Here is a 19,198-nt window from a genome sequence, read left to right as displayed (position 1 = left end):
ATGGCTAAGGAAAAGTTTGAACGTAACAAGCCGCATTGCAACATTGGCACGATTGGCCACGTTGACCACGGCAAGACGACTCTGACGGCAGCGATCACGAAGCAGTTCGGCGACTTCAAGGCGTATGACGAGATTGACGGCGCGCCGGAAGAGAAAGCGCGCGGGATCACGATCTCGACCGCGCATGTGGAATACGAGACCGAGAACCGTCACTATGCCCACGTCGACTGCCCCGGCCACGCCGACTATGTGAAGAACATGATCACCGGTGCGGCGCAGATGGACGGTGCGATCCTGGTGGTGAACGCGGCCGACGGCCCGATGCCCCAGACGCGCGAGCACATCCTGCTGGGCCGTCAGGTCGGCATCCCGTCGATGGTGGTGTTCCTGAACAAGGTCGACCAGGTCGATGACGAAGAGCTGCTGGAGCTGGTGGAAATGGAAGTCCGCGAGCTGCTGAACGAATACGGCTATCCGGGCGACGATATCCCGATCATCGCCGGTTCGGCGCTGGCCGCTCTGGAAGGCCGCGACCCGGAAATCGGCGAGCAGAAGATCGCCGAACTGATGGCGGCTGTCGACGAATACATCCCGCAGCCGGCACGTGCGGTTGACGGCGCGTTCCTGATGCCGATCGAAGACGTGTTCTCGATCTCGGGCCGCGGTACGGTTGTGACCGGGCGTGTCGAGCGCGGCGTCGTGAACGTTGGCGACGAACTGGAAATCGTCGGCATCAAGGACACGCAGAAGACGACCTGTACCGGCGTTGAAATGTTCCGCAAGCTGCTGGATCGCGGCGAGGCGGGCGACAACATCGGCGCGCTGCTGCGCGGTATCGACCGTGAAGCGGTCGAGCGTGGCCAGGTTCTGTGCAAGCCGGGTTCGGTGAACCCGCACACCAAGTTCGAAGCCGAGGTCTATATCCTGACCAAGGACGAAGGTGGCCGTCACACGCCGTTCTTCGCGAACTATCGCCCGCAGTTCTACTTCCGGACCACGGACGTGACCGGCACGGTCGAACTGCCCGCGGGCACCGAGATGGTGATGCCGGGTGACAACCTGAGCTTCGGCGTGGAACTGATCGCGCCGATCGCGATGGAAGAAGGCCTGCGCTTCGCCATCCGCGAAGGCGGCCGCACCGTCGGCTCCGGCGTCGTGTCCAAAATCATCGAGTAACAGCCCCAAAAGGGTTCGACGTGGGTCGCCGGAATGAGCCGGCGGTCCACCTATCAACCTCAAGCCGCGAAAGGCACCGACAATGCAGTCGCAAAACATTCGCATCCGGCTGAAGGCCTTCGATTACCGCGTTCTGGATGCCAGCACGCAGGAAATCGTCAACACCGCCAAGCGCACGGGTGCGCAGGTGCGGGGCCCGATTCCGCTGCCGAACAAGATCGAGAAATTCACGGTTCTGCGTGGTCCCCACGTGGACAAGAAAAGTCGTGACCAATGGGAAATCCGCACGCACAAGCGGCTTCTCGACATCGTTGACCCCACCCCGCAGACCGTGGACGCGCTGATGAAGCTCGACCTGGCGGCCGGCGTGGACGTCCAGATCTCGGTTTAAGGAGGGTATCGCAGATGCGCTCTGGAGTAATCGCAAAGAAGGTGGGGATGACCCGCCTGTTCATGGAAGACGGCAAGCAGATCCCTGTGACCGTTCTTCAACTGGACAACCTGCAAGTGGTCGCGCAGCGCACCTCTGAAACCGACGGTTACACCGCGGTTCAGCTGGGTGCGGGTTCGGCCAAGGCAAAACGCACATCGGCCCCGATGCGCGGTCATTTCGCCAAGGCGAATGTCGCGCCCAAGCGCAAGCTGGCCGAATTCCGCGTGGCGCCCGAGAACCTGATCAATGTGGGCGAGGAAATCACCGCCGACCACTATTTCGAAGGTCAGTTCGTGGACGTCAGCGGCACCTCGGTCGGTAAGGGCTTTGCCGGTGCCATGAAACGCCACAACTTCGGTGGTCTGCGCGCCTCGCACGGTGTGTCGATCAGCCACCGTTCGCACGGTTCGACCGGTCAGTGTCAGGACCCGGGCCGCGTGTTCAAGGGCAAGAAGATGGCCGGTCACATGGGCGCTGCCCGTGTCACCACCCAGAACCTGCAGGTCGTCAAGACCGACGCCGACCGTGGCCTGATCATGGTCAAGGGCGCCGTGCCGGGTTCGAAAGGTGGTTGGGTCACCGTCAAGGATGCGGTCAAGAAGCCGTTCCCGGAAAACGCGATCCTGCCGGCTGCGCTGAAATCTGATGCCGAAGCTGCCGCCAAAGCCGCCGAGGAAGCTGCCGCACAGGCCGCTGCCGAGGAAGCCGCAGCAGCAGAGGCCGCCGCCGCGGAACAGGCTGCAGCAGAAGCTGCAGCGCTGAGTGAAGCAGAGGCGCAGATCGAAGCCGAGAAGAAGGAAGGCGAGTGAGATGAAACTCGACGTGATCAAACTGGACGGCGGTAAGGCCGGTTCGGTGGACCTGTCCGAAGATCTCTTCGGTCTGGAGCCCCGCGCCGACATCCTGCACCGTGTGGTCCGCTGGCAGCGCAACAAGGCGCAGGCCGGCACGCACAAGGTCAAGACCCGCTCGGAAACCAGCTATTCGACCAAGAAGATCTATCGCCAGAAGGGCACCGGCGGCGCACGCCACGGTGACCGCAACGCGCCGATCTTCCGCAAAGGTGGCATCTACAAGGGGCCGACGCCCCGCAGCCACGCCCATGACCTGCCGAAGAAATTCCGCAAGCTGGGTCTGCGTCACGCGCTGTCGGCCAAGGCCAAGGCGGGTGAGCTGGTCGTGATCGAAGCCGCCGAATCCGAAGGCAAGACCGCCGCCCTGGCCAAACAGGTGAAAAACCTGGGCTGGAAGCGCGCACTTGTCATCGACGGGGCCGAGGTCAACGCAGGTTTCGCCAAGGCCGCGGCCAACATCCAGGGCTTGGATGTACTGCCGAGCATGGGCGCAAATGTTTATGACATCCTGAAGCGTGACACCCTGGTGCTCACGAAGGCGGGTGTCGAAGCTTTGGAGGCTCGACTGAAATGAGCGCGAAGGCAGAACATTACGACGTGATCCGCAAGCCGATCATCACCGAAAAGGCCACCATGGCGTCCGAAAACGGCGCGGTTGTCTTCGAAGTGGCGATCGACGCCAACAAGCCGCAGATCAAGGAAGCGGTCGAGGCGCTGTTCGGGGTCAAGGTGAAGGCGGTCAACACCACCGTCACCAAGGGCAAGGTCAAGCGTTTCCGCGGCCAGCTGGGCAAGCGGAAAGACGTGAAAAAGGCCTATGTCACCCTGGAAGAGGGCAACACGATCGACGTGACCACCGGCCTGTAAGCCGGACGGACAAGATCTTTAAAGGCCCCGGCATATGTCGGGGCTTTTTGCTTTTGGGCTACTTCTGGCCCAGGGCCCAGGCGATGATCGGGAATTTCGGGTCGTTTTCCAGCGTGTCGGTCGCGGGATCGAACCGGGCAAAGCGATAGCCGCATTCCTTGCGCGCGCAGGTCAGGTTGCCCCATTGGTCGGCCTGGATCTTTTCCTCGTCGAAGCCTGCCTCGATCAACAGGTTCTTCAGCCCGCGCGCGGTCCACCGGCTGCAATCGACCGGATAGGCGTGATAGCGGACATAGAAGGGCACGCAGACATAGAAATATCCGCCGTCGCGCAGCATCGACAGGACGTTTTGGGTCGCGCGATAGGGCCGGTCGAGATGTTCCCAGACCTGATCGGCGATGATGACATCGAAGCTGTGCGGCTGGCCCGCGTCATCGACGAACGGGTCGGCGCAGACATCGTATTCCGGGAAGTCGAAGCGCTGGAAGCTCTTGAACTTGAATTTGCGGCCCAGGTTGCCAGAGATTTCGCCGCAATCCTTGTTGTGCGGATCGATGCCGTTCAACAGGCGCTCGGCCTCCTTCATGTATACGATGCGATTATACAGGGCCATGGCATTTCCCGGACGATGGATCAGCTGCGTTGCGTGTACCATGAAGGGCGCCCTGTGCCGGAAACAACAGGGAATTTTGTCGACCCGGTGCCGAAGCGCCACGTTTTGCGCGCCCCGGTGCGCGGAAAAAGGCCCCGGCAAACGCAGGGGCCTTTTTCGTTGTTACCGGCGAAATGCGCCCTTGGTCAGGCGCCTTGGGGCCAGCTGAATTCGGGCCGCAACCCGTCATAGACCGGGCGGCCGTCATCCGGCTTCTTGTAGCCTTTCGACGCTTCGTAGAACGCGTGATAGGTGGCCGCCGGAAAGGCCGCGTCGTCATAGCCCATCACATTCGGCACCGCGACACGGATCCGCTTTTGCTTGTCATCCAGCATGATCGGCGCGCCGCAATCCTTGCACAGGCACAGCTCCAGCGGGCCATCGGGATTGTCGGCGTTGAACGGGACGCGGTTGAGGTTCGCCTCGTTCGAACATTGCAGATCGCCATATTTGAAGAACGCCACATGGGTCGTCAGCTGACCGGTGACATTCTTGCAGACATTGCAGTGACATTCGTGATTGTCGATCGGCTCGGCATTCGACGACACGGTCACATGCGCGCAGCCGCCATGGTATTTGGCCTTGCCCATGCCCACCAGCGAGCCGACGATCTGTTCCGAAATATAGCCGAACACGTTGCCCAGGATCATCGACACGGCAATCGCCACGCCCACCTGGATGATGCCGCCGGCGCCTTCGCCATAGGCCGCTCCGCCCAGCAGGAACAGTCCCGCCGTCGCCGCATAGCCATAGACCTGTGCCGGGATCGCCGACAGAAACCCGACCTTGGCGCCCAGGATCATGATCAGCACCGTGACCGCCACGCAGATGCCCGCAGTCACAGCCGAGACGCCCATCGCCGTCAGCGCGATCAGCGCGACAACGGCCATGATGGCCCCCCAGATATTCGCGGCGATCGAGGCTTTCATCCCCGCAACCTTGCCGCCACAATGGAAAAAACTCGCCCAGGCAATGAAGATCGCCCAGATCAGCACATAGGGGCTGGCCAATGCGACCGCCCCCCATGTTGCCAGACCACCCATCACACCGATGACGATGGCCAATGCCACAATGAGATCCATTTTCTGGTCCCTCCCTGTTGTTTTCGCCCGTTTTGCGGGCGCGTAAGTGGCGCATTTGCTGGCAAATCGGTCAATCTGGACATATGGATGTGTTTGTGCGCCGGAGTGTCGGGGCGGGATGCGTGCCGAAATTGGCGCATTCCGTGCGGTTTTGGCAGCGGGCGAAGTTTTGGCGCCCGGCTATAGACACCCACCCCCAACCCTGTTACATCCCCCCAATCTTGCGGCCCCGGATTCGTTCCGGGGCCACTTGATTTTGAACTCAGGGACCTTCGGGGCCCTTCACACATAGGGTCGGAAACGACCCGTACAGCTAAACGGAAGAGAGCAAGCATGGCACTCAAGTCGTACAAACCGACGACGCCGGGCCAGCGCGGGCTGGTGCTGATCGACCGTTCGGAGCTTTGGAAAGGACGCCCCGTCAAGGCCCTCACCGAGGGTTTGACCAAGAAGGGCGGCCGGAACAACACCGGACGGATCACGATGCGCCGCCGCGGCGGTGGGGCGAAACGTCTGTACCGCGTGGTCGATTTCAAACGGAACAAGTTTGACGTCGCAGCCACTGTGGAACGGATCGAATATGACCCGAACCGGACAGCATTCATCGCGCTGGTCAAATATGACGATGGCGAGCAGGCCTATATCCTGGCTCCGCAGCGTCTGGGCGTCGGCGACAAGGTCGTCGCATCGGCCAAGGCCGACGTGAAACCGGGCAACGCAATGCCCTTCACCGGTCTGCCGATCGGTACCATCATCCACAATATCGAGCTGAAGCCCGGCAAGGGCGGCCAGATCGCACGCGCCGCGGGCACATATGCCCAGTTCGTCGGCCGTGACGGTGGCTACGCTCAGATCCGCCTGTCCTCGGGCGAACTGCGGATGGTGCGTCAGGAATGCATGGCCACCGTGGGTGCCGTGTCGAACCCCGACAACTCCAACCAGAACCTTGGCAAAGCGGGCCGCAACCGTCACCTGGGCAAACGCCCCAGCGTGCGTGGTGTGGTCATGAACCCGATCGACCACCCGCATGGTGGTGGTGAGGGCCGCACCTCGGGTGGTCGTCACCCGGTGACCCCGTGGGGCAAGCCGACCAAGGGCAAGCGCACCCGCAACACCAACAAGGCGTCGCAGAAGCTGATCATCCGCTCGCGTCACGCCAAGAAGAAGGGCCGGTAACACATGGCACGTTCTGTTTGGAAAGGCCCCTTTGTCGATTCCTATGTTCTCAAGAAAGCTGAGAAGAGCCGGGAAACGGGCCGTAACGAAGTTATCAAAATCTGGTCGCGCCGCTCGACGATCCTGCCCCAGTTCGTGGGCCTGACGTTTGGCGTCTATAACGGCCAGAAGCACATTCCGGTCAACGTCTCGGAAGAGATGATCGGCCAGAAGTTCGGCGAATACGCCCCGACGCGCACCTATTACGGTCACGCGGCGGACAAGAAAGCGAAGAGGAAATAAGCCATGGGTAAGGAAAAGAATCCCCGCCGCGTGGCCGAGAACGAAGCCATGGCGAAAACCCGCATGCTTCGCACTTCGCCCCAGAAGCTGAACCTGGTCGCGCAGATGATCCGTGGCAAGAAGGTCGACAAGGCGCTGGCCGATCTGACCTTCAGCAAGAAGCGGATCGCCGAGGACGTGAAGAAATGCCTTCAGTCCGCGATTGCGAACGCCGAAAACAACCACAACCTGGATGTGGACGAGCTGATCGTGGCCGAAGCCTATGTCGGCAAGAACCTGACCATGAAGCGCGGTCGCCCGCGTGCCCGTGGCCGGTTCGGCAAGATCATCAAGCCGTTTTCGGAACTCACCATCAAGGTGCGTCAAGTTGAGGAGCAAGCCTAATGGGTCATAAGGTCAATCCGATTGGCATGCGCCTTCAGGTCAACCGCACCTGGGACAGCCGCTGGTATGCCGATACCAAGGATTACGGTGATCTTCTGCTGGAAGACATCAAGATCCGCGAATTCATCGAGAAAGAGTGCAAGCAGGCCGGCGTGGCCCGTGTGATCATCGAACGTCCGCACAAGAAGTGCCGCGTTACGGTCCACACCGCGCGTCCGGGTGTGATCATCGGCAAGAAAGGCGCCGATATCGAAACCCTGCGCAAGAAGCTGGCGGCGATGACCGACAGCGAACTGCACCTGAACATCGTCGAAGTGCGCAAGCCCGAACTGGACGCACAGCTGGTTGGCGAAAGCATCGCCCAGCAGCTGGAACGCCGGGTCAGCTTCCGCCGTGCGATGAAGCGGGCCGTGCAGAACGCCATGCGCATGGGCGCCCAGGGTATCCGGGTGAACGTCGCAGGCCGTCTGGGCGGTGCCGAGATCGCGCGGACCGAATGGTATCGCGAAGGCCGTGTGCCGCTGCACACCCTGCGCGCCGATATCGATTTTGCCAATGTCGAAGCAACGACCCCCTATGGCATCATCGGCATCAAGGTCTGGATCTTCAAAGGCGAGATCATGGAGCACGATCCCAGTGCCCGCGATCGTCGCCAGCAGGAGCTCCAGGAAGGTGGCGCACCGGGCGGCCGTCCGCAGCGCCGCGACCGGTAAGGAGTAGACAAGATGCTGCAACCGAAGCGCACGAAATTCCGCAAGATGCACAAAGGCCGCATCAAGGGCGAAGCGAAGGGCGGCTCCGAGCTGAACTTCGGCTCGTTCGGCCTGAAGGCGACCACGCCCGAGCGTGTCACCGCGCGTCAGATCGAAGCCGCCCGCCGGGCCATGACGCGCCACATGAAGCGTCAGGGTCGGGTCTGGATCCGGATCTTCCCCGACACGCCGGTCACCTCGAAACCCACCGAGGTTCGGATGGGTAAAGGTAAAGGTTCGGTCGATTACTGGGCATGCAAGGTCAAACCCGGCCGCGTGATGTTCGAAATCGACGGCGTCAGCGAAAACGTCGCCCGCGAGGCCCTGCGCCTGGCGGCGATGAAGCTGCCGGTGAAAACCCGCACCGTGGTCCGCGAGGATTGGTAAGCGGTGGGGTGAAACCCCACCCTACGAAATCGGAAACCCCTGCCGCGAAATCGGCGGGGGTTTTCTTTTGCCGCGGATCGCGTCATGGAAGGGGCCATGACCCAGATCCAATCGCTTTTCGCCACCCGCCTGTACCGCGCCGCCCTGTCCGAACACGGGCAGATCGACGCCGCCGAACTGGAAGCCTCGTGCTGGTCCATCGCCGAGGATGACGAGGCCGGTCAGGAATGGTGCGACGAGAACGGCTATCCCGGCTATACCTCTTACGCCTCGCTCACCGATCTGCCGTGGCGGTTTCCGATCTTTCAAGACCTGGTCGCCTGTATCGACAAGCATGTGGCAGCCTTCGCCGAGGATCTGGAGTTCGATCTGGGCGACAAGGACCTGCGGCTGGAGGATATCTGGATCAACATTCTGCCCCCTGGCGGGACTCATGCCAGCCACATCCACCCGCATTCCGTGATCTCGGGCACCACCTATGTGGCCATGCCCGACGGCGCCAGCGCGCTGAAGCTGGAAGATCCCCGCCTGCCAATGATGATGGCCGCCCCGCCACGCCGCAAAGGCGCCCGGGACGAGCTGCGCAGCTTCGTTTATGCCACGCCCAAGGTGGGGGATGTCCTGCTGTGGGAAAGCTGGCTGCGCCATGAAGTCCCGCTGAACATGGCCGAGGATGAGCGGATCAGCGTGAGTTTCAACTACGCCTGGGGGTAAGGTCCGATCCGCTATGCGGCAATCGCTCCGGTGGAGGGATTGAGGGCCGAACGGTCGAAGCGTCGATGTTGGTGAGGATTGGCAGCGTTCGCCCCAGCACTTGCCAAGGTTCAAGCGCTTGACCATATTCTTTCTGAGCTTCGAGGTTTTGGCATGAGCGCGTTGACAAAAAGCGATGTAAAGGGCGGTTGGGTTGCAAGGGATCCGCGTACCGGTCGGTTCATTGCGGTCACTTCCAAGACAGGTACGAAGAAATCCTCGGCGTCATCCGTGACCGTTTTGAAAAGGGCTTCAGAAAAGCGCAAAGACGCTTTGAAGCGTCTGGCCGATCGGTAAAGCGCACTACAGGGTTACTTTGGCCGATGCCATCGACGCGCATGACGAGGCTTTGATCTATGGTGGTCGTCCCGGGATCAGCAGTCTCGATTTGATTGAATCTGCACTCGGACGACCATATTCGGGCTACCATCGCCCCATCCATCGCAAGGCTGCGGCGTTGTTGGAGAGCATGGTCGGCAACCATGGTTTCATCGATGCAAACAAGCGTACAGCTTGGCTTCTTGTTGAGATCCTGATCGACAGGAGTGGCTATATCCTGGATATTGAAGATGACGAGCCGATAGACGATCTGGTTGTCGCGGTCGCCGCCCATGATCTGGAATTTGAAGATCTTTCGCTTTGGTTCAAGCAGCGATTGGTGCGAGACAAGTGATTGAGCAGAGCCGATGGGCGCGATTTCTCTAACTTTCCCTTGCCACCCCCCGATCCCTCCCTTATAGAGCGGCATCTCGCGACCCGGGTGACCGGGATTCGTGTGTTTGTCATTCATCCACCAGGTCACGGGTGACCCGCAAACGGGGGCCTGCTGGTGTTGTGAAAAAGGAAGAAGAGCAATGAACGCTCAGGAACTGCGTGACAAGACGCCGGACCAGCTGCGCGATGAGCTGGCCAGCCTGAAGAAAGAGGCGTTTAACCTGCGTTTCCAGCAGGCCACCGGCGCCATGGAAAACACCGCGCGCATGCGCAGCGTCCGTCGTGACGTCGCACGCGTTAAGACCATTCTGAATGAAAAAGCCGCCGCAGCGGCTTCGGAGGCGTAAACGATGCCCAAACGTATCCTGCAAGGCACCGTGACCAGCGACCAGAACGAACAGACCGCTACCGTTTCTGTCGAGCGCCGCTTCAAGCACCCGCTGCTGCACAAGACGGTTCGTAAGTCCAAGAAATACCGGGCCCACGATCCGCAGAACCAATTCAAGGTAGGCGACAAAGTCCGCATCCAGGAATGCGCGCCGATCTCGAAAACCAAGCGCTGGGAAGTTATCGCGAACTAAGCGATCGCTTTTCAGCTTGAACGAAACCCTGGGGCAATCGGTCCCCAAAGGTCGGGAGAAACCTCATGATCCAGATGCAGACCAATCTGGATGTCGCTGACAACTCCGGCGCACGCCGGGTGCAGTGCATCAAGGTCCTGGGTGGGTCCAAGCGGAAATACGCATCGGTGGGTGACATCATCGTTGTTTCCGTGAAGGAAGCCATCCCCCGCGGCCGCGTGAAGAAGGGCGATGTGCGTAAAGCCGTCGTCGTGCGCACCGCCAAGGAAGTCCGTCGCGAAGACGGCACCGCGATCCGCTTCGATCGCAACGCCGCCGTTATCCTGAACAACAACAACGAACCCGTTGGCACCCGTATCTTCGGGCCGGTTGTTCGCGAACTGCGCGCCAAGAACTTCATGAAGATCATCTCGCTTGCGCCGGAGGTGCTGTAAGATGGCTGCGAAACTGAAAAAAGGCGACAAGGTCGTCGTGCTGGCCGGCAAGGACAAGGGCAAGGAAGGCACCATTGCTTCCGTTGACCCCAAAGCCGGCAAGGCTGTCGTGGAAGGCATCAACATGGCCATCCGCCACACCCGCCAGTCGCAAACGTCGCAGGGCGGCCGCCTGCCCAAGGCGATGCCGATCGAACTGTCGAACCTGGCCTATCTGGACAAGAACGGCAAAGCGACCCGCATCGGCTTCAAGATGGAAGGCGACAAGAAGGTTCGTTACGCCAAGACCACGGGGGACGTGATCGATGCTTGATACAGCAAACTACACCCCGCGCCTGAAAGCTGCGTACAAGGACCAGATCCGCGCGGCGATGAAGGAAGAGTTCGGCTACAAGAACGACATGATGATCCCGCGTCTGGACAAGGTTGTCCTGAACATGGGCATCGGTGACGCCGTCAAGGACACCAAGAAGGTCAAGCACGCGCAGGAAGCGCTGACCCTGATCGCCGGCCAGAACGCCGTGGTGACCAAAGCCAAGAAATCGATCGCGGGTTTCCGCGTGCGTGAAGAAATGCCGCTGGGCACCAAGGTGACCCTGCGCGGCGACCGGATGTATGAATTCCTGGACCGCCTGATCACCATCGCGATGCCCCGCATCCGCGACTTCCGTGGTGTCTCGGGCAAGAGCTTCGACGGCCGTGGCAACTATGCCATGGGTCTGAAAGAGCACATCGTGTTCCCGGAAATCGACTTCGACAAGGTCGTCGACATGCTGGGCATGGACATCATCATCTGCACCACCGCGAAAACCGACGCGGAAGCGAAGGCGCTGTTGAAGCATTTCAACATGCCGTTCAACAGCTGATCCGCGGGAGAGAGAGAACATGGCTAAGAAAGCAATGGTCGAACGCGAACTGAAGCGTCAGAAGCTGGTGGAGAAATATGCCGCCAAGCGTGCCGCGCTGAAAGAGATCGCAAACGACGAATCCAAGCCGATGGAAGAGCGTTTCAAGGCGCGCCTGAAGCTTGCCAAACTGCCGCGCAACAGCTCGGCCACACGTCTGCACAACCGCTGTCAGCTGACAGGCCGTCCCCACGCTTACTATCGTAAGCTGAAGGTCAGCCGGATCATGCTGCGGGAACTGGGCTCCAAAGGCCAGATCCCCGGTATGGTGAAATCGAGCTGGTAAGGGAGGGAACGATATGTCTGTGAACGATCCTCTCGGCGATATGCTGACCCGCATCCGCAACGCGCAGATGCGTGGCAAGTCCACCGTCAAGACACCGGCGTCGAAGCTGCGTGCCTGGGTTCTGGATGTGCTCCAGGACGAAGGCTATATCCGCGGCTATGAAAGCACCACCGATCAGCGTGGTCTGCCGGAGATTGAAATCAGCCTCAAGTATTTCGAAGGCACCCCCGTGATCCGCGAACTGAAGCGGGTTTCGAAGCCGGGCCGCCGCGTGTACATGAGCGTTGGCGACATCCCCACCGTCCGTCAGGGCCTGGGCGTGTCGATCGTCTCGACGTCGAAAGGCGTCATGTCGGATGCAAGCGCCCGCAGCCAGAATGTTGGCGGCGAAGTGCTCTGCACCGTCTTCTAAGGAGGTCTGGTATGTCTCGTATTGGTAAACGACCGGTCGAGCTGCCCTCGGGTGTTTCCGCATCCGTGTCTGGCCAGACCGTCGAAGTGAAGGGCCCCAAGGGCGCCCGCAGCTTCACCGCAACCGACGATGTGACCCTTGCGGTCGAAGAAAACACCGTCACCGTCACCCCGCGCGGCAGCTCCAAGCGTGCCAAGCAGCAGTGGGGCATGTCGCGCACCATGGTTCAGAACCTGGTGACCGGCGTGAGCGACGGCTTCAAGAAAGAGCTTGAGATCAACGGCGTTGGTTACCGCGCGCAGATGCAGGGCAATGTCCTGAAACTGTCGCTGGGCCTGAGCCACGAGGTCAACTTCGAGGTGCCGGCGGGCGTGACCGTCACCACCCCGAAACAGACCGAGATCGTTGTCGAAGGTTCCGATGAGCAACTCGTCGGCCAGGTCGCGGCCAATATCCGCGAATGGCGCAAGCCCGAGCCCTATAAGGGCAAAGGCATCAAGTACAAAGACGAGTACATCTTCCGCAAGGAAGGCAAGAAGAAGTAAGGACGCGCAAAATGGCAAACAGCAAAAGAGATCTGTTTCTGAAGCGCCGCATGCGCGTTCGGAACAAGCTGAAAAAGCGGAACACGGGCGTCATGCGCCTGAGCGTGCACCGCTCGAGCAAGAACATCAGCGTTCAGCTGATCGACGATGTGAACGGCGTGACCGTCGCCTCGGCCTCCTCGCTGGAGAAGGACCTGGGTGTGGTTGGCAAGAACAACGTCGAGGCCGCGGCCAAGGTTGGCACGGCCATCGCGGAACGCGCCAAGAAAGCCGGTGTCGAAGATTGCTATTTCGACCGTGGCGGCTTCCTGTTTCATGGCAAGGTGAAGGCTCTGGCCGACGCCGCGCGTGAAGGCGGGCTGAAGTTCTAAGACCCTGTGGGTGGCGGCGACGCCACCCCGATGATCCGGGGGCCATACCGGCCCACCAGGATTGGCAATAACGGCGCCCACATGCGCCAACCTGAAAGGAATGCCTGATGGCAGAACGTGAAAACCGCCGAGGCCGCGGTCGCGACCGCGAAGAAGCCCCGGAATTTGCAGATCGCCTGGTTGCGATCAACCGTGTGTCGAAAACCGTCAAGGGTGGTAAGCGCTTCGGCTTTGCCGCGCTGGTCGTTGTCGGCGATCAGAAAGGCCGTGTGGGCTTCGGCAAGGGCAAGGCCAAAGAGGTCCCCGAGGCGATCCGCAAGGCGACCGAGCAGGCCAAGCGCCAGATGATCCGCGTGCCGCTGCGCGAAGGCCGCACGCTGCACCACGACATGGAAGGCCGCCACGGCGCCGGCAAGGTCGTGATGCGCACCGCGCCGGAAGGGACCGGGATCATCGCCGGTGGTCCGATGCGCGCCGTGTTCGAGATGCTGGGCGTGAAGGACGTTGTGTCGAAGTCGATCGGCTCGCAGAACCCCTATAACATGATCCGTGCCACTCTGGACGGCCTGACCAAGGAAAGCAGCCCCCGTATGGTCGCGCAGCGCCGCGGCAAGAAAGTGGCCGACATCCTGAAGAAACCCGAAACCGCCGCAGCCCCCGCCGAAGAAGCGTCGGCTGAAGCCGCGGACGCGTAAGGAGATCTGAGACATGGCCAAAACCATCGTTGTCAAACAGATCGGCTCACCGATCCGCCGCCCGGAAAAACAGCGCCAGACGCTGATCGGCCTGGGCCTGAACAAAATGCACAAGACGCGTGAACTGGAAGACACCCCCGCCGTGCGCGGCATGGTCGCCAAGATCCCGCATCTGGTAGAGATCATCGAAGAGCGCGGCTAAGCGAGCTTCGACAGGATTTCGAAACGCCCCGGTAGAAACGCCGGGGCGTTTTGCGTTCGGGGCCGCCACAATTTCGCCGCGTTGCAGCATTTGCATGACGGGCAGACCGGTTTGGCAATTGTTTGCGCTAACGTCCGGGCTTATTTCCACACTGACAAAGGGAGAGAACACAACAGGTCGGGAAATACGTCCCGACAGGATGAAAGGAAACGAAATGGCATACGCAATCAACACCGGCACGTTTGGACGCTCGCTGAGCGCCCGCATCGCCCGCGCAATCGAAGGCTACAAGGCCGCGCGCGCTCTACGGCAGGACTATAACGATACCCTGGCCGAGCTGAAACGGCTCGACGATCGGGAACTGATGGACCTGGGCATCAGCCGCTATGACATCCGGGAAATCGCCTATCGCCACGTCTATGGCGACTGATCACGGCGATTGAGGCCCCGTTGGGGGCACGGCACAGCGACGACGCCTCGGATCCTCCGGGGCATTTGGCTTTTGGGGCAGGGGGCTTGCAACGATCCCGCGCAGCCCTTATACGCCCCCGGTGGCCTTGTGCCGCAGAATCAACATCAAGAAACGCCGTGGTTGGCCCGTTACGCTTCGGGGGTCACATCCGGCTTAGGAGAAGCGATATGAAACTGCATGAACTGCGCGACAATCCCGGCGCGGCGAAGAAAGCCAAACGTGTTGGCCGTGGCCCCGGTTCGGGCAAAGGCAAGACCGCCGGTCGTGGTATCAAAGGTCAGAAATCCCGTTCGGGTGTGGCGATCAAGGGCTACGAAGGTGGCCAGATGCCGCTTTACCAGCGTCTGCCCAAGCGGGGCTTCAACAAGCCCAACCGCAAGCAATACGCTGTTGTGAACCTGGGTCTGATCCAGAAATTCATCGACGCCAAGAAGCTGGACGCCGGCAACATCACCGAAGATACGCTGATCGAAAGCGGTCTGGTGCGCCGCAAGCTGGACGGCATCCGCGTCCTGGCCAAGGGCGAGCTGACCGCCAAGGCAACCATCGCGGTGACCGGCGCGTCGAAATCGGCAGTCGCGGCGGTCGAGAAAGCCGGTGGTCAACTGACGGTTACAACCGCCGAGTAAGAGGTTGCGGGCGGCGTCCGCGCCGCTTACATCCTTCCACATGTTTTCCAAGCGCCGCCGTCCCGGAAAACGGGTCAGGCGGCGCTGTCACAAAAGAGACTGGCATGGCATCAGCAGCAGAGCAAATGGCCGCAAACATGAGCTGGGGCGCCTTCGGCAAGGCGACCGAGCTGCGGCAGCGGATCCTTTTCACCATCGGACTTCTGATCGTCTATCGCCTGGGCACCTGGATCCCGGTTCCGGGCATCGACGGCAACGCCCTGCGCGATTTCATGGATCAGGCGGCGGCCGGTCTGGGGGGCATCCTGTCGATGTTCACCGGTGGCGCGCTGGGTCGGATGGGGATCTTTGCGCTGGGGATCATGCCTTATATCTCGGCCTCGATCATCGTTCAGCTTCTGGCCGCCAGCTGGGCGCCGCTGGAGCAGCTGAAGAAAGAGGGCGAGCAGGGCCGCAAGAAGATCAACCAGTACACCCGCTATGGCACGGTGTTTCTGGCGACGTTCCAGGCCTATGGCCTGGCGGTCAGCTTGGAATCGGGCAACCTGGCCACCGATCCCGGCATGTTCTTCCGTGCCGCGACCGTGATCACCCTGGTCGGGGGCACCATGTTCCTGATGTGGCTGGGCGAACAGATCACCGCGCGCGGCGTGGGCAACGGCATTTCGCTGATCATCTTCGTGGGCATCATCGCCGAACTGCCCGCCGCGCTGGCGCAGTTCTTTGCCTCTGGCCGGTCGGGTGCGATCAGCCCCGCGGTCATCATCGGCGTGATGCTGATGGTGGTGGCGGTGATCGCCTTCGTGGTCTTCATGGAGCGCGCCTTGCGCAAGATCCACATCCAGTACCCGCGCCGTCAGGTCGGGATGAAGATGTATGACAGCGGCTCCAGCCACCTGCCGGTCAAGGTGAACCCGGCGGGCGTGATCCCGGCGATCTTTGCCAGCTCGCTGCTGCTGCTGCCGACGACGATCAGCACGTTCTCGGGCAACCAGACCGGGCCGATCATGTCGACGATCCTGGCCTATTTCGGGCCGGGGCAGCCGCTTTATCTGTTGTTCTTCACCGCGATGATCGTGTTCTTCACCTATTTCTACACGTTCAACGTGGCCTTCAAGACCGAGGAAGTGGCCGACAACCTGAAGAACCAGAACGGCTTCGTGCCCGGCATCCGCCCCGGCAAGAAGACGGCCGAGTATCTGGACTATGTCGTCGCCCGTATCCTGGTTCTGGGCGCCGGTTATCTGGCGGTGGTCTGCCTGCTGCCCGAAGTGCTGCGCAACCAGCTGGCCATTCCGTTCTATTTCGGCGGCACATCGGTCCTGATCGTCGTGTCGGTGACCATGGACACGATCCAACAGGTGCAAAGCCATCTGCTGGCCCACCAGTATGAGGGCCTGATCGAGAAATCGGAACTGCGCGGCAAACGCCGTAGCGGCAAAAAGGGACCCGCACGGCGATGAACATCATTCTTTTGGGACCGCCGGGCGCGGGCAAGGGCACGCAGGCAAAGCGCCTGGTCGAAGAACGCGGCATGACGCAATTGTCGACCGGTGACATGCTGCGCGAGGCACGGACCTCGGGCACCGAGATGGGCAAGCGCGTGGCCGAGGTCATGGACCGCGGCGATCTGGTCACCGACGAGATCGTCATCGGCCTGATCGAGGAAAAGCTGGCCGGCCCTCAGGGCGGCGGGTTCATCTTCGACGGGTTCCCGCGCACGCTGGCCCAGGCCGATGCGCTGGGTGCGTTGCTGGAAGCGCACGATCAGGTGCTGGATGTCGCGATCGAGATGCAGGTCAATGATGACGTTTTGGTTGAACGTATCGTGGGCCGCGCCGAAGAAGCCCGCGCTGCGGGACAGCCCGTGCGTGCGGACGACAACGAAGAAAGCCTGCGCGTGCGCCTTCTGGCCTATTACAAGCAGACCGCGCCGCTGATCGGGTATTACCACGCCAAGGGCCTGTTGCAGGTCGTCGATGGCCTGGGCGAGATCGACGCGGTCGCAGCCGATATCAAGGCGGTCCTGGGCTAGTTTCCGGAAGGGCGCAAAAGCCGCCTTGACCCTTTGGGGAAAACCCACTAGGCACGCTCCTCACGGAAATGAATCGTCCCGCCCTGCGCGGGGCTGATTCGTTTTATCACCTCAAGAATGCATGGTCCGGCGGGGCGTTCCCTTGGGCTTGCGTTGTGAAAAAAGGTTCTGGGACTACGGAACCGCAACGAAAGGAAAGACGATTTGGCACGTATCGCTGGCGTGAACATCCCCACGGGGAAGCGCGTACCCATCGCCCTGACATATATCACCGGCATCGGCAACCACACCGCCGCGCAGATCTGCGAGGCCGTGGGTATCGAAACCACCCGCCGGGTGAATGAACTGTCGGATGCCGAAGTTCTGGCCATCCGCGAACATATCGACGCGAACTACATGGTCGAAGGCGACCTGCGTCGTGACGTTCAGATGAACATCAAGCGTCTGATGGACCTGGGCTGCTATCGCGGTCTGCGCCATCGCCGCAACCTTCCCGTCCGCGGTCAGCGCACGCACACCAATGCGCGCACCCGCAAGGGCCCGGCGAAACCCATCGCCGGCAAGAAGAAGTAAGGGAGGGTCTGACCAATGGCACGCGACAAGACACGCACCAAGCGCAAAGAGCGCAAGAACATCGCCGCAGGCGTGGCGCATGTGAACAGCTCGTTCAACAACACCAAGATCCTGATCTCGGACGTGCAGGGCAACGCGATCTCGTGGTCGTCGGCTGGCACCATGGGCTTCAAGGGTTCGCGGAAGTCGACCCCCTATGCCGCTCAGATGGCCGCAGAAGACGCGGGCAAGAAGGCACAGGAACACGGCGTGAAAACGCTGGAGGTCGAGGTTCAGGGCCCCGGCTCGGGCCGTGAAAGCGCGCTGCGCGCGCTGGCGGCTATCGGCTTCAACATCACCTCGATCCGTGATGTGACCCCGATCGCCCATAACGGCTGCCGTCCGCCCAAGCGCCGCCGCGTCTGATATCCGAACATGTTCTCGGGCCTGCGATGTCGCATGGCCCGAGTCCGTCATTTTGAACCTCGGGCGTTTCCGGCTTTGGACATGGGGCGGAAACAGGAATTGAGGAGACACGCATGATCCACAAGAACTGGCAGGAATTGATTAAACCCACGCAGCTGGACGTGAAGCCGGGCAATGACCCGACCCGTCAGGCGACCGTGATCGCCGAACCGCTGGAACGCGGCTTCGGCCTGACGCTTGGCAACGCGCTGCGCCGCGTGCTGATGAGCTCGCTTCAGGGTGCGGCCATCACCAGCGTTCAGATCGACAATGTCCTGCACGAGTTTTCCAGCGTTGCCGGTGTGCGCGAAGACGTGACCGACATCGTGCTGAACCTCAAGGGTGTCGCGATCCGCATGGATGTCGAAGGGCCCAAGCGCCTGTCGATTTCGGCCAAGGGCCCGTCGGTCGTGACCGCCGGCCAGATCGCCGAAACCGCCGGGATCGAGGTTCTGAACAAGGATCACGTGATCTGCCACCTGGACGATGGCGCCGATCTGTTCATGGAACTGACCGTCACCACCGGCAAGGGCTATGTCGCCGCCGACAAGAACCGCCCCGAGGACGCGCCCATCGGCCTGATCCCGATCGACGCGATCTATTCGCCGGTCAAGAAGGTGGCCTATGACGTGCAGCCGACCCGCGAAGGTCAGGTTCTGGACTATGACAAGCTGACGCTGAAGATCGAAACCGATGGCTCTGTCACGCCGGACGACGCCGTGGCCTTTGCCGCGCGCATCCTGCAGGACCAGCTGTCGATCTTCGTGAACTTCGACGAACCCGAAGCCGCCGGCCGCCAGGACGAGGATGACGGGCTGGAGTTCAACCCGCTGCTGCTGAAGAAGGTCGACGAGCTGGAGCTCAGCGTCCGTTCGGCAAACTGTCTGAAGAACGACAACATCGTCTATATCGGCGACCTGATCCAGAAGACCGAAGCCGAGATGCTGCGCACCCCGAACTTCGGCCGCAAGTCGCTGAACGAGATCAAGGAAGTTCTGTCGGGCATGGGCCTGCACCTGGGCATGGATGTCGAGGAATGGCCGCCGGAGAACATCGAAGACCTGGCCAAGAAATTCGAAGACCAGTTCTGATCGATTTGGCG

32 protein-coding genes are annotated in these 19,198 nt (G+C 61.1%); 30 read left to right on the top strand and 2 right to left on the bottom strand.

The window, feature by feature from the left end:
- From tuf to CLM60_RS02330, 5 genes are all read left to right on the top strand, one after another.
- Positions 1-1,176 carry an elongation factor Tu gene (tuf, locus tag CLM60_RS02350; protein WP_095587610.1) on the top strand — a complete coding sequence of 392 codons (1,176 nt, stop codon included), beginning with the start codon at positions 1-3 and terminating at the stop codon, positions 1,174-1,176.
- Positions 1,177-1,258: 82 nt separating this feature from the next.
- On the top strand, positions 1,259-1,567 hold the full coding sequence (gene rpsJ, locus CLM60_RS02345; protein ID WP_035248435.1) for a 30S ribosomal protein S10: 309 nt from the start codon (positions 1,259-1,261) through the stop codon (positions 1,565-1,567).
- Between the two features lie 14 nt (positions 1,568-1,581).
- Positions 1,582-2,418: a 50S ribosomal protein L3 gene (gene rplC / locus CLM60_RS02340; RefSeq protein WP_095587609.1), complete on the top strand. Its 837-nt coding sequence runs from the start codon at positions 1,582-1,584 to the stop codon at positions 2,416-2,418.
- 1 nt (position 2,419) lies between these two features.
- Positions 2,420-3,037, top strand: a complete 618-nt coding sequence (rplD, locus tag CLM60_RS02335) for a 50S ribosomal protein L4 (protein ID WP_036556816.1) — start codon at positions 2,420-2,422, stop codon at positions 3,035-3,037.
- Positions 3,034-3,330 (top strand): 50S ribosomal protein L23, encoded by a 297-nt coding sequence (locus CLM60_RS02330; protein WP_095587608.1) that lies wholly within the window; start codon positions 3,034-3,036, stop codon positions 3,328-3,330. The genes rplD and CLM60_RS02330 overlap by 4 nt, the downstream gene beginning before the upstream one ends.
- A gap of 58 nt (positions 3,331-3,388) precedes the next feature.
- Here CLM60_RS02330 and CLM60_RS02325 read toward each other — a convergent pair whose 3' ends face one another.
- Positions 3,389-3,943: a methyltransferase domain-containing protein gene (locus CLM60_RS02325; protein ID WP_095587607.1), complete on the bottom strand. Its 555-nt coding sequence runs from the start codon at positions 3,941-3,943 to the stop codon at positions 3,389-3,391.
- A gap of 185 nt (positions 3,944-4,128) precedes the next feature.
- Complete coding sequence (locus tag CLM60_RS21045; protein WP_095587606.1) at positions 4,129-5,064, bottom strand: DUF1097 domain-containing protein; 936 nt, start codon at positions 5,062-5,064, stop codon at positions 4,129-4,131.
- A 333-nt stretch (positions 5,065-5,397) separates the two neighbouring features.
- Here CLM60_RS21045 and rplB point away from each other — a divergent pair, with 333 nt between their 5' ends.
- From rplB to CLM60_RS02195, 25 genes are all read left to right on the top strand, one after another.
- Positions 5,398-6,240: a 50S ribosomal protein L2 gene (rplB, locus tag CLM60_RS02315; protein ID WP_095587605.1), complete on the top strand. Its 843-nt coding sequence runs from the start codon at positions 5,398-5,400 to the stop codon at positions 6,238-6,240.
- A gap of 3 nt (positions 6,241-6,243) precedes the next feature.
- Complete coding sequence (gene rpsS / locus CLM60_RS02310; protein WP_095587604.1) at positions 6,244-6,522, top strand: 30S ribosomal protein S19; 279 nt, start codon at positions 6,244-6,246, stop codon at positions 6,520-6,522.
- Positions 6,523-6,525: 3 nt separating this feature from the next.
- Entirely contained in the window at positions 6,526-6,906 is a 381-nt protein-coding gene (gene rplV, locus CLM60_RS02305) for a 50S ribosomal protein L22 (RefSeq protein WP_095587603.1), read from the top strand.
- Positions 6,906-7,619: a 30S ribosomal protein S3 gene (gene rpsC, locus CLM60_RS02300; protein ID WP_095587602.1), complete on the top strand. Its 714-nt coding sequence runs from the start codon at positions 6,906-6,908 to the stop codon at positions 7,617-7,619. The genes rplV and rpsC overlap by 1 nt, the downstream gene beginning before the upstream one ends.
- 12 nt (positions 7,620-7,631) lie before the next feature.
- Positions 7,632-8,045, top strand: a complete 414-nt coding sequence (gene rplP, locus CLM60_RS02295; protein WP_095587601.1) for a 50S ribosomal protein L16 — start codon at positions 7,632-7,634, stop codon at positions 8,043-8,045.
- 96 nt (positions 8,046-8,141) lie between these two features.
- On the top strand, positions 8,142-8,759 hold the full coding sequence (locus tag CLM60_RS02290) for a 2OG-Fe(II) oxygenase family protein (RefSeq protein ID WP_095587615.1): 618 nt from the start codon (positions 8,142-8,144) through the stop codon (positions 8,757-8,759).
- Positions 8,760-9,114: 355 nt separating this feature from the next.
- The gene (locus CLM60_RS02285; protein ID WP_176473761.1) at positions 9,115-9,471 is read left to right on the top strand and encodes a type II toxin-antitoxin system death-on-curing family toxin; all 357 of its coding nucleotides are present in this window, start codon (positions 9,115-9,117) and stop codon (positions 9,469-9,471) included.
- A 181-nt stretch (positions 9,472-9,652) separates the two neighbouring features.
- Positions 9,653-9,859 (top strand): 50S ribosomal protein L29, encoded by a 207-nt coding sequence (gene rpmC / locus CLM60_RS02280; RefSeq protein ID WP_095587599.1) that lies wholly within the window; start codon positions 9,653-9,655, stop codon positions 9,857-9,859.
- A gap of 3 nt (positions 9,860-9,862) precedes the next feature.
- Positions 9,863-10,093: a 30S ribosomal protein S17 gene (rpsQ, locus tag CLM60_RS02275; protein WP_095587598.1), complete on the top strand. Its 231-nt coding sequence runs from the start codon at positions 9,863-9,865 to the stop codon at positions 10,091-10,093.
- A gap of 65 nt (positions 10,094-10,158) precedes the next feature.
- Positions 10,159-10,527 (top strand): 50S ribosomal protein L14, encoded by a 369-nt coding sequence (rplN, locus tag CLM60_RS02270; RefSeq protein ID WP_005621870.1) that lies wholly within the window; start codon positions 10,159-10,161, stop codon positions 10,525-10,527.
- 1 nt (position 10,528) lies between these two features.
- Entirely contained in the window at positions 10,529-10,840 is a 312-nt protein-coding gene (gene rplX, locus CLM60_RS02265) for a 50S ribosomal protein L24 (protein ID WP_095587597.1), read from the top strand.
- Entirely contained in the window at positions 10,833-11,393 is a 561-nt protein-coding gene (rplE, locus tag CLM60_RS02260) for a 50S ribosomal protein L5 (RefSeq protein ID WP_095587596.1), read from the top strand. Before rplX ends, rplE begins: the two co-directional genes overlap by 8 nt.
- A 19-nt stretch (positions 11,394-11,412) precedes the next feature.
- Positions 11,413-11,718 carry a 30S ribosomal protein S14 gene (gene rpsN, locus CLM60_RS02255; protein WP_036556843.1) on the top strand — a complete coding sequence of 102 codons (306 nt, stop codon included), beginning with the start codon at positions 11,413-11,415 and terminating at the stop codon, positions 11,716-11,718.
- A gap of 13 nt (positions 11,719-11,731) precedes the next feature.
- Positions 11,732-12,130 (top strand): 30S ribosomal protein S8, encoded by a 399-nt coding sequence (gene rpsH, locus CLM60_RS02250; protein ID WP_176473760.1) that lies wholly within the window; start codon positions 11,732-11,734, stop codon positions 12,128-12,130.
- Positions 12,131-12,141: 11 nt separating this feature from the next.
- Positions 12,142-12,675, top strand: a complete 534-nt coding sequence (rplF, locus tag CLM60_RS02245) for a 50S ribosomal protein L6 (protein WP_095587595.1) — start codon at positions 12,142-12,144, stop codon at positions 12,673-12,675.
- 11 nt (positions 12,676-12,686) lie between these two features.
- On the top strand, positions 12,687-13,046 hold the full coding sequence (gene rplR / locus CLM60_RS02240) for a 50S ribosomal protein L18 (RefSeq protein ID WP_095587594.1): 360 nt from the start codon (positions 12,687-12,689) through the stop codon (positions 13,044-13,046).
- 107 nt (positions 13,047-13,153) lie between these two features.
- A complete protein-coding gene (gene rpsE, locus CLM60_RS02235; protein ID WP_095587593.1) occupies positions 13,154-13,741 on the top strand; it encodes a 30S ribosomal protein S5 in 588 nt (195 codons plus the stop codon).
- 13 nt (positions 13,742-13,754) lie between these two features.
- On the top strand, positions 13,755-13,943 hold the full coding sequence (gene rpmD / locus CLM60_RS02230; RefSeq protein ID WP_036556852.1) for a 50S ribosomal protein L30: 189 nt from the start codon (positions 13,755-13,757) through the stop codon (positions 13,941-13,943).
- Between the two features lie 214 nt (positions 13,944-14,157).
- On the top strand, positions 14,158-14,373 hold the full coding sequence (locus tag CLM60_RS02225; RefSeq protein ID WP_095587613.1) for a DUF1127 domain-containing protein: 216 nt from the start codon (positions 14,158-14,160) through the stop codon (positions 14,371-14,373).
- Positions 14,374-14,582: 209 nt separating this feature from the next.
- Positions 14,583-15,044, top strand: a complete 462-nt coding sequence (gene rplO / locus CLM60_RS02220; protein ID WP_095587592.1) for a 50S ribosomal protein L15 — start codon at positions 14,583-14,585, stop codon at positions 15,042-15,044.
- A 104-nt stretch (positions 15,045-15,148) separates the two neighbouring features.
- On the top strand, positions 15,149-16,507 hold the full coding sequence (gene secY / locus CLM60_RS02215) for a preprotein translocase subunit SecY (protein WP_095587591.1): 1,359 nt from the start codon (positions 15,149-15,151) through the stop codon (positions 16,505-16,507).
- On the top strand, positions 16,504-17,079 hold the full coding sequence (locus CLM60_RS02210; protein WP_095587590.1) for an adenylate kinase: 576 nt from the start codon (positions 16,504-16,506) through the stop codon (positions 17,077-17,079). The genes secY and CLM60_RS02210 overlap by 4 nt, the downstream gene beginning before the upstream one ends.
- A 204-nt stretch (positions 17,080-17,283) precedes the next feature.
- On the top strand, positions 17,284-17,652 hold the full coding sequence (rpsM, locus tag CLM60_RS02205) for a 30S ribosomal protein S13 (protein ID WP_036556859.1): 369 nt from the start codon (positions 17,284-17,286) through the stop codon (positions 17,650-17,652).
- 15 nt (positions 17,653-17,667) lie between these two features.
- Positions 17,668-18,057 (top strand): 30S ribosomal protein S11, encoded by a 390-nt coding sequence (gene rpsK / locus CLM60_RS02200; RefSeq protein ID WP_035261034.1) that lies wholly within the window; start codon positions 17,668-17,670, stop codon positions 18,055-18,057.
- Positions 18,058-18,170: 113 nt separating this feature from the next.
- Positions 18,171-19,187 carry a DNA-directed RNA polymerase subunit alpha gene (locus CLM60_RS02195; protein WP_095587589.1) on the top strand — a complete coding sequence of 339 codons (1,017 nt, stop codon included), beginning with the start codon at positions 18,171-18,173 and terminating at the stop codon, positions 19,185-19,187.
- Positions 19,188-19,198 lie beyond the last annotated feature (11 nt).

Source organism: Actibacterium ureilyticum, from assembly GCF_002285435.1.
In the GTDB taxonomy this organism is placed as follows: Bacteria; Pseudomonadota; Alphaproteobacteria; order Rhodobacterales; family Rhodobacteraceae; genus Actibacterium_C; species Actibacterium_C ureilyticum.
Note: the sequence above shows the minus strand (reverse complement) of the source record. Positions and strands in the feature narration are given on the sequence as shown.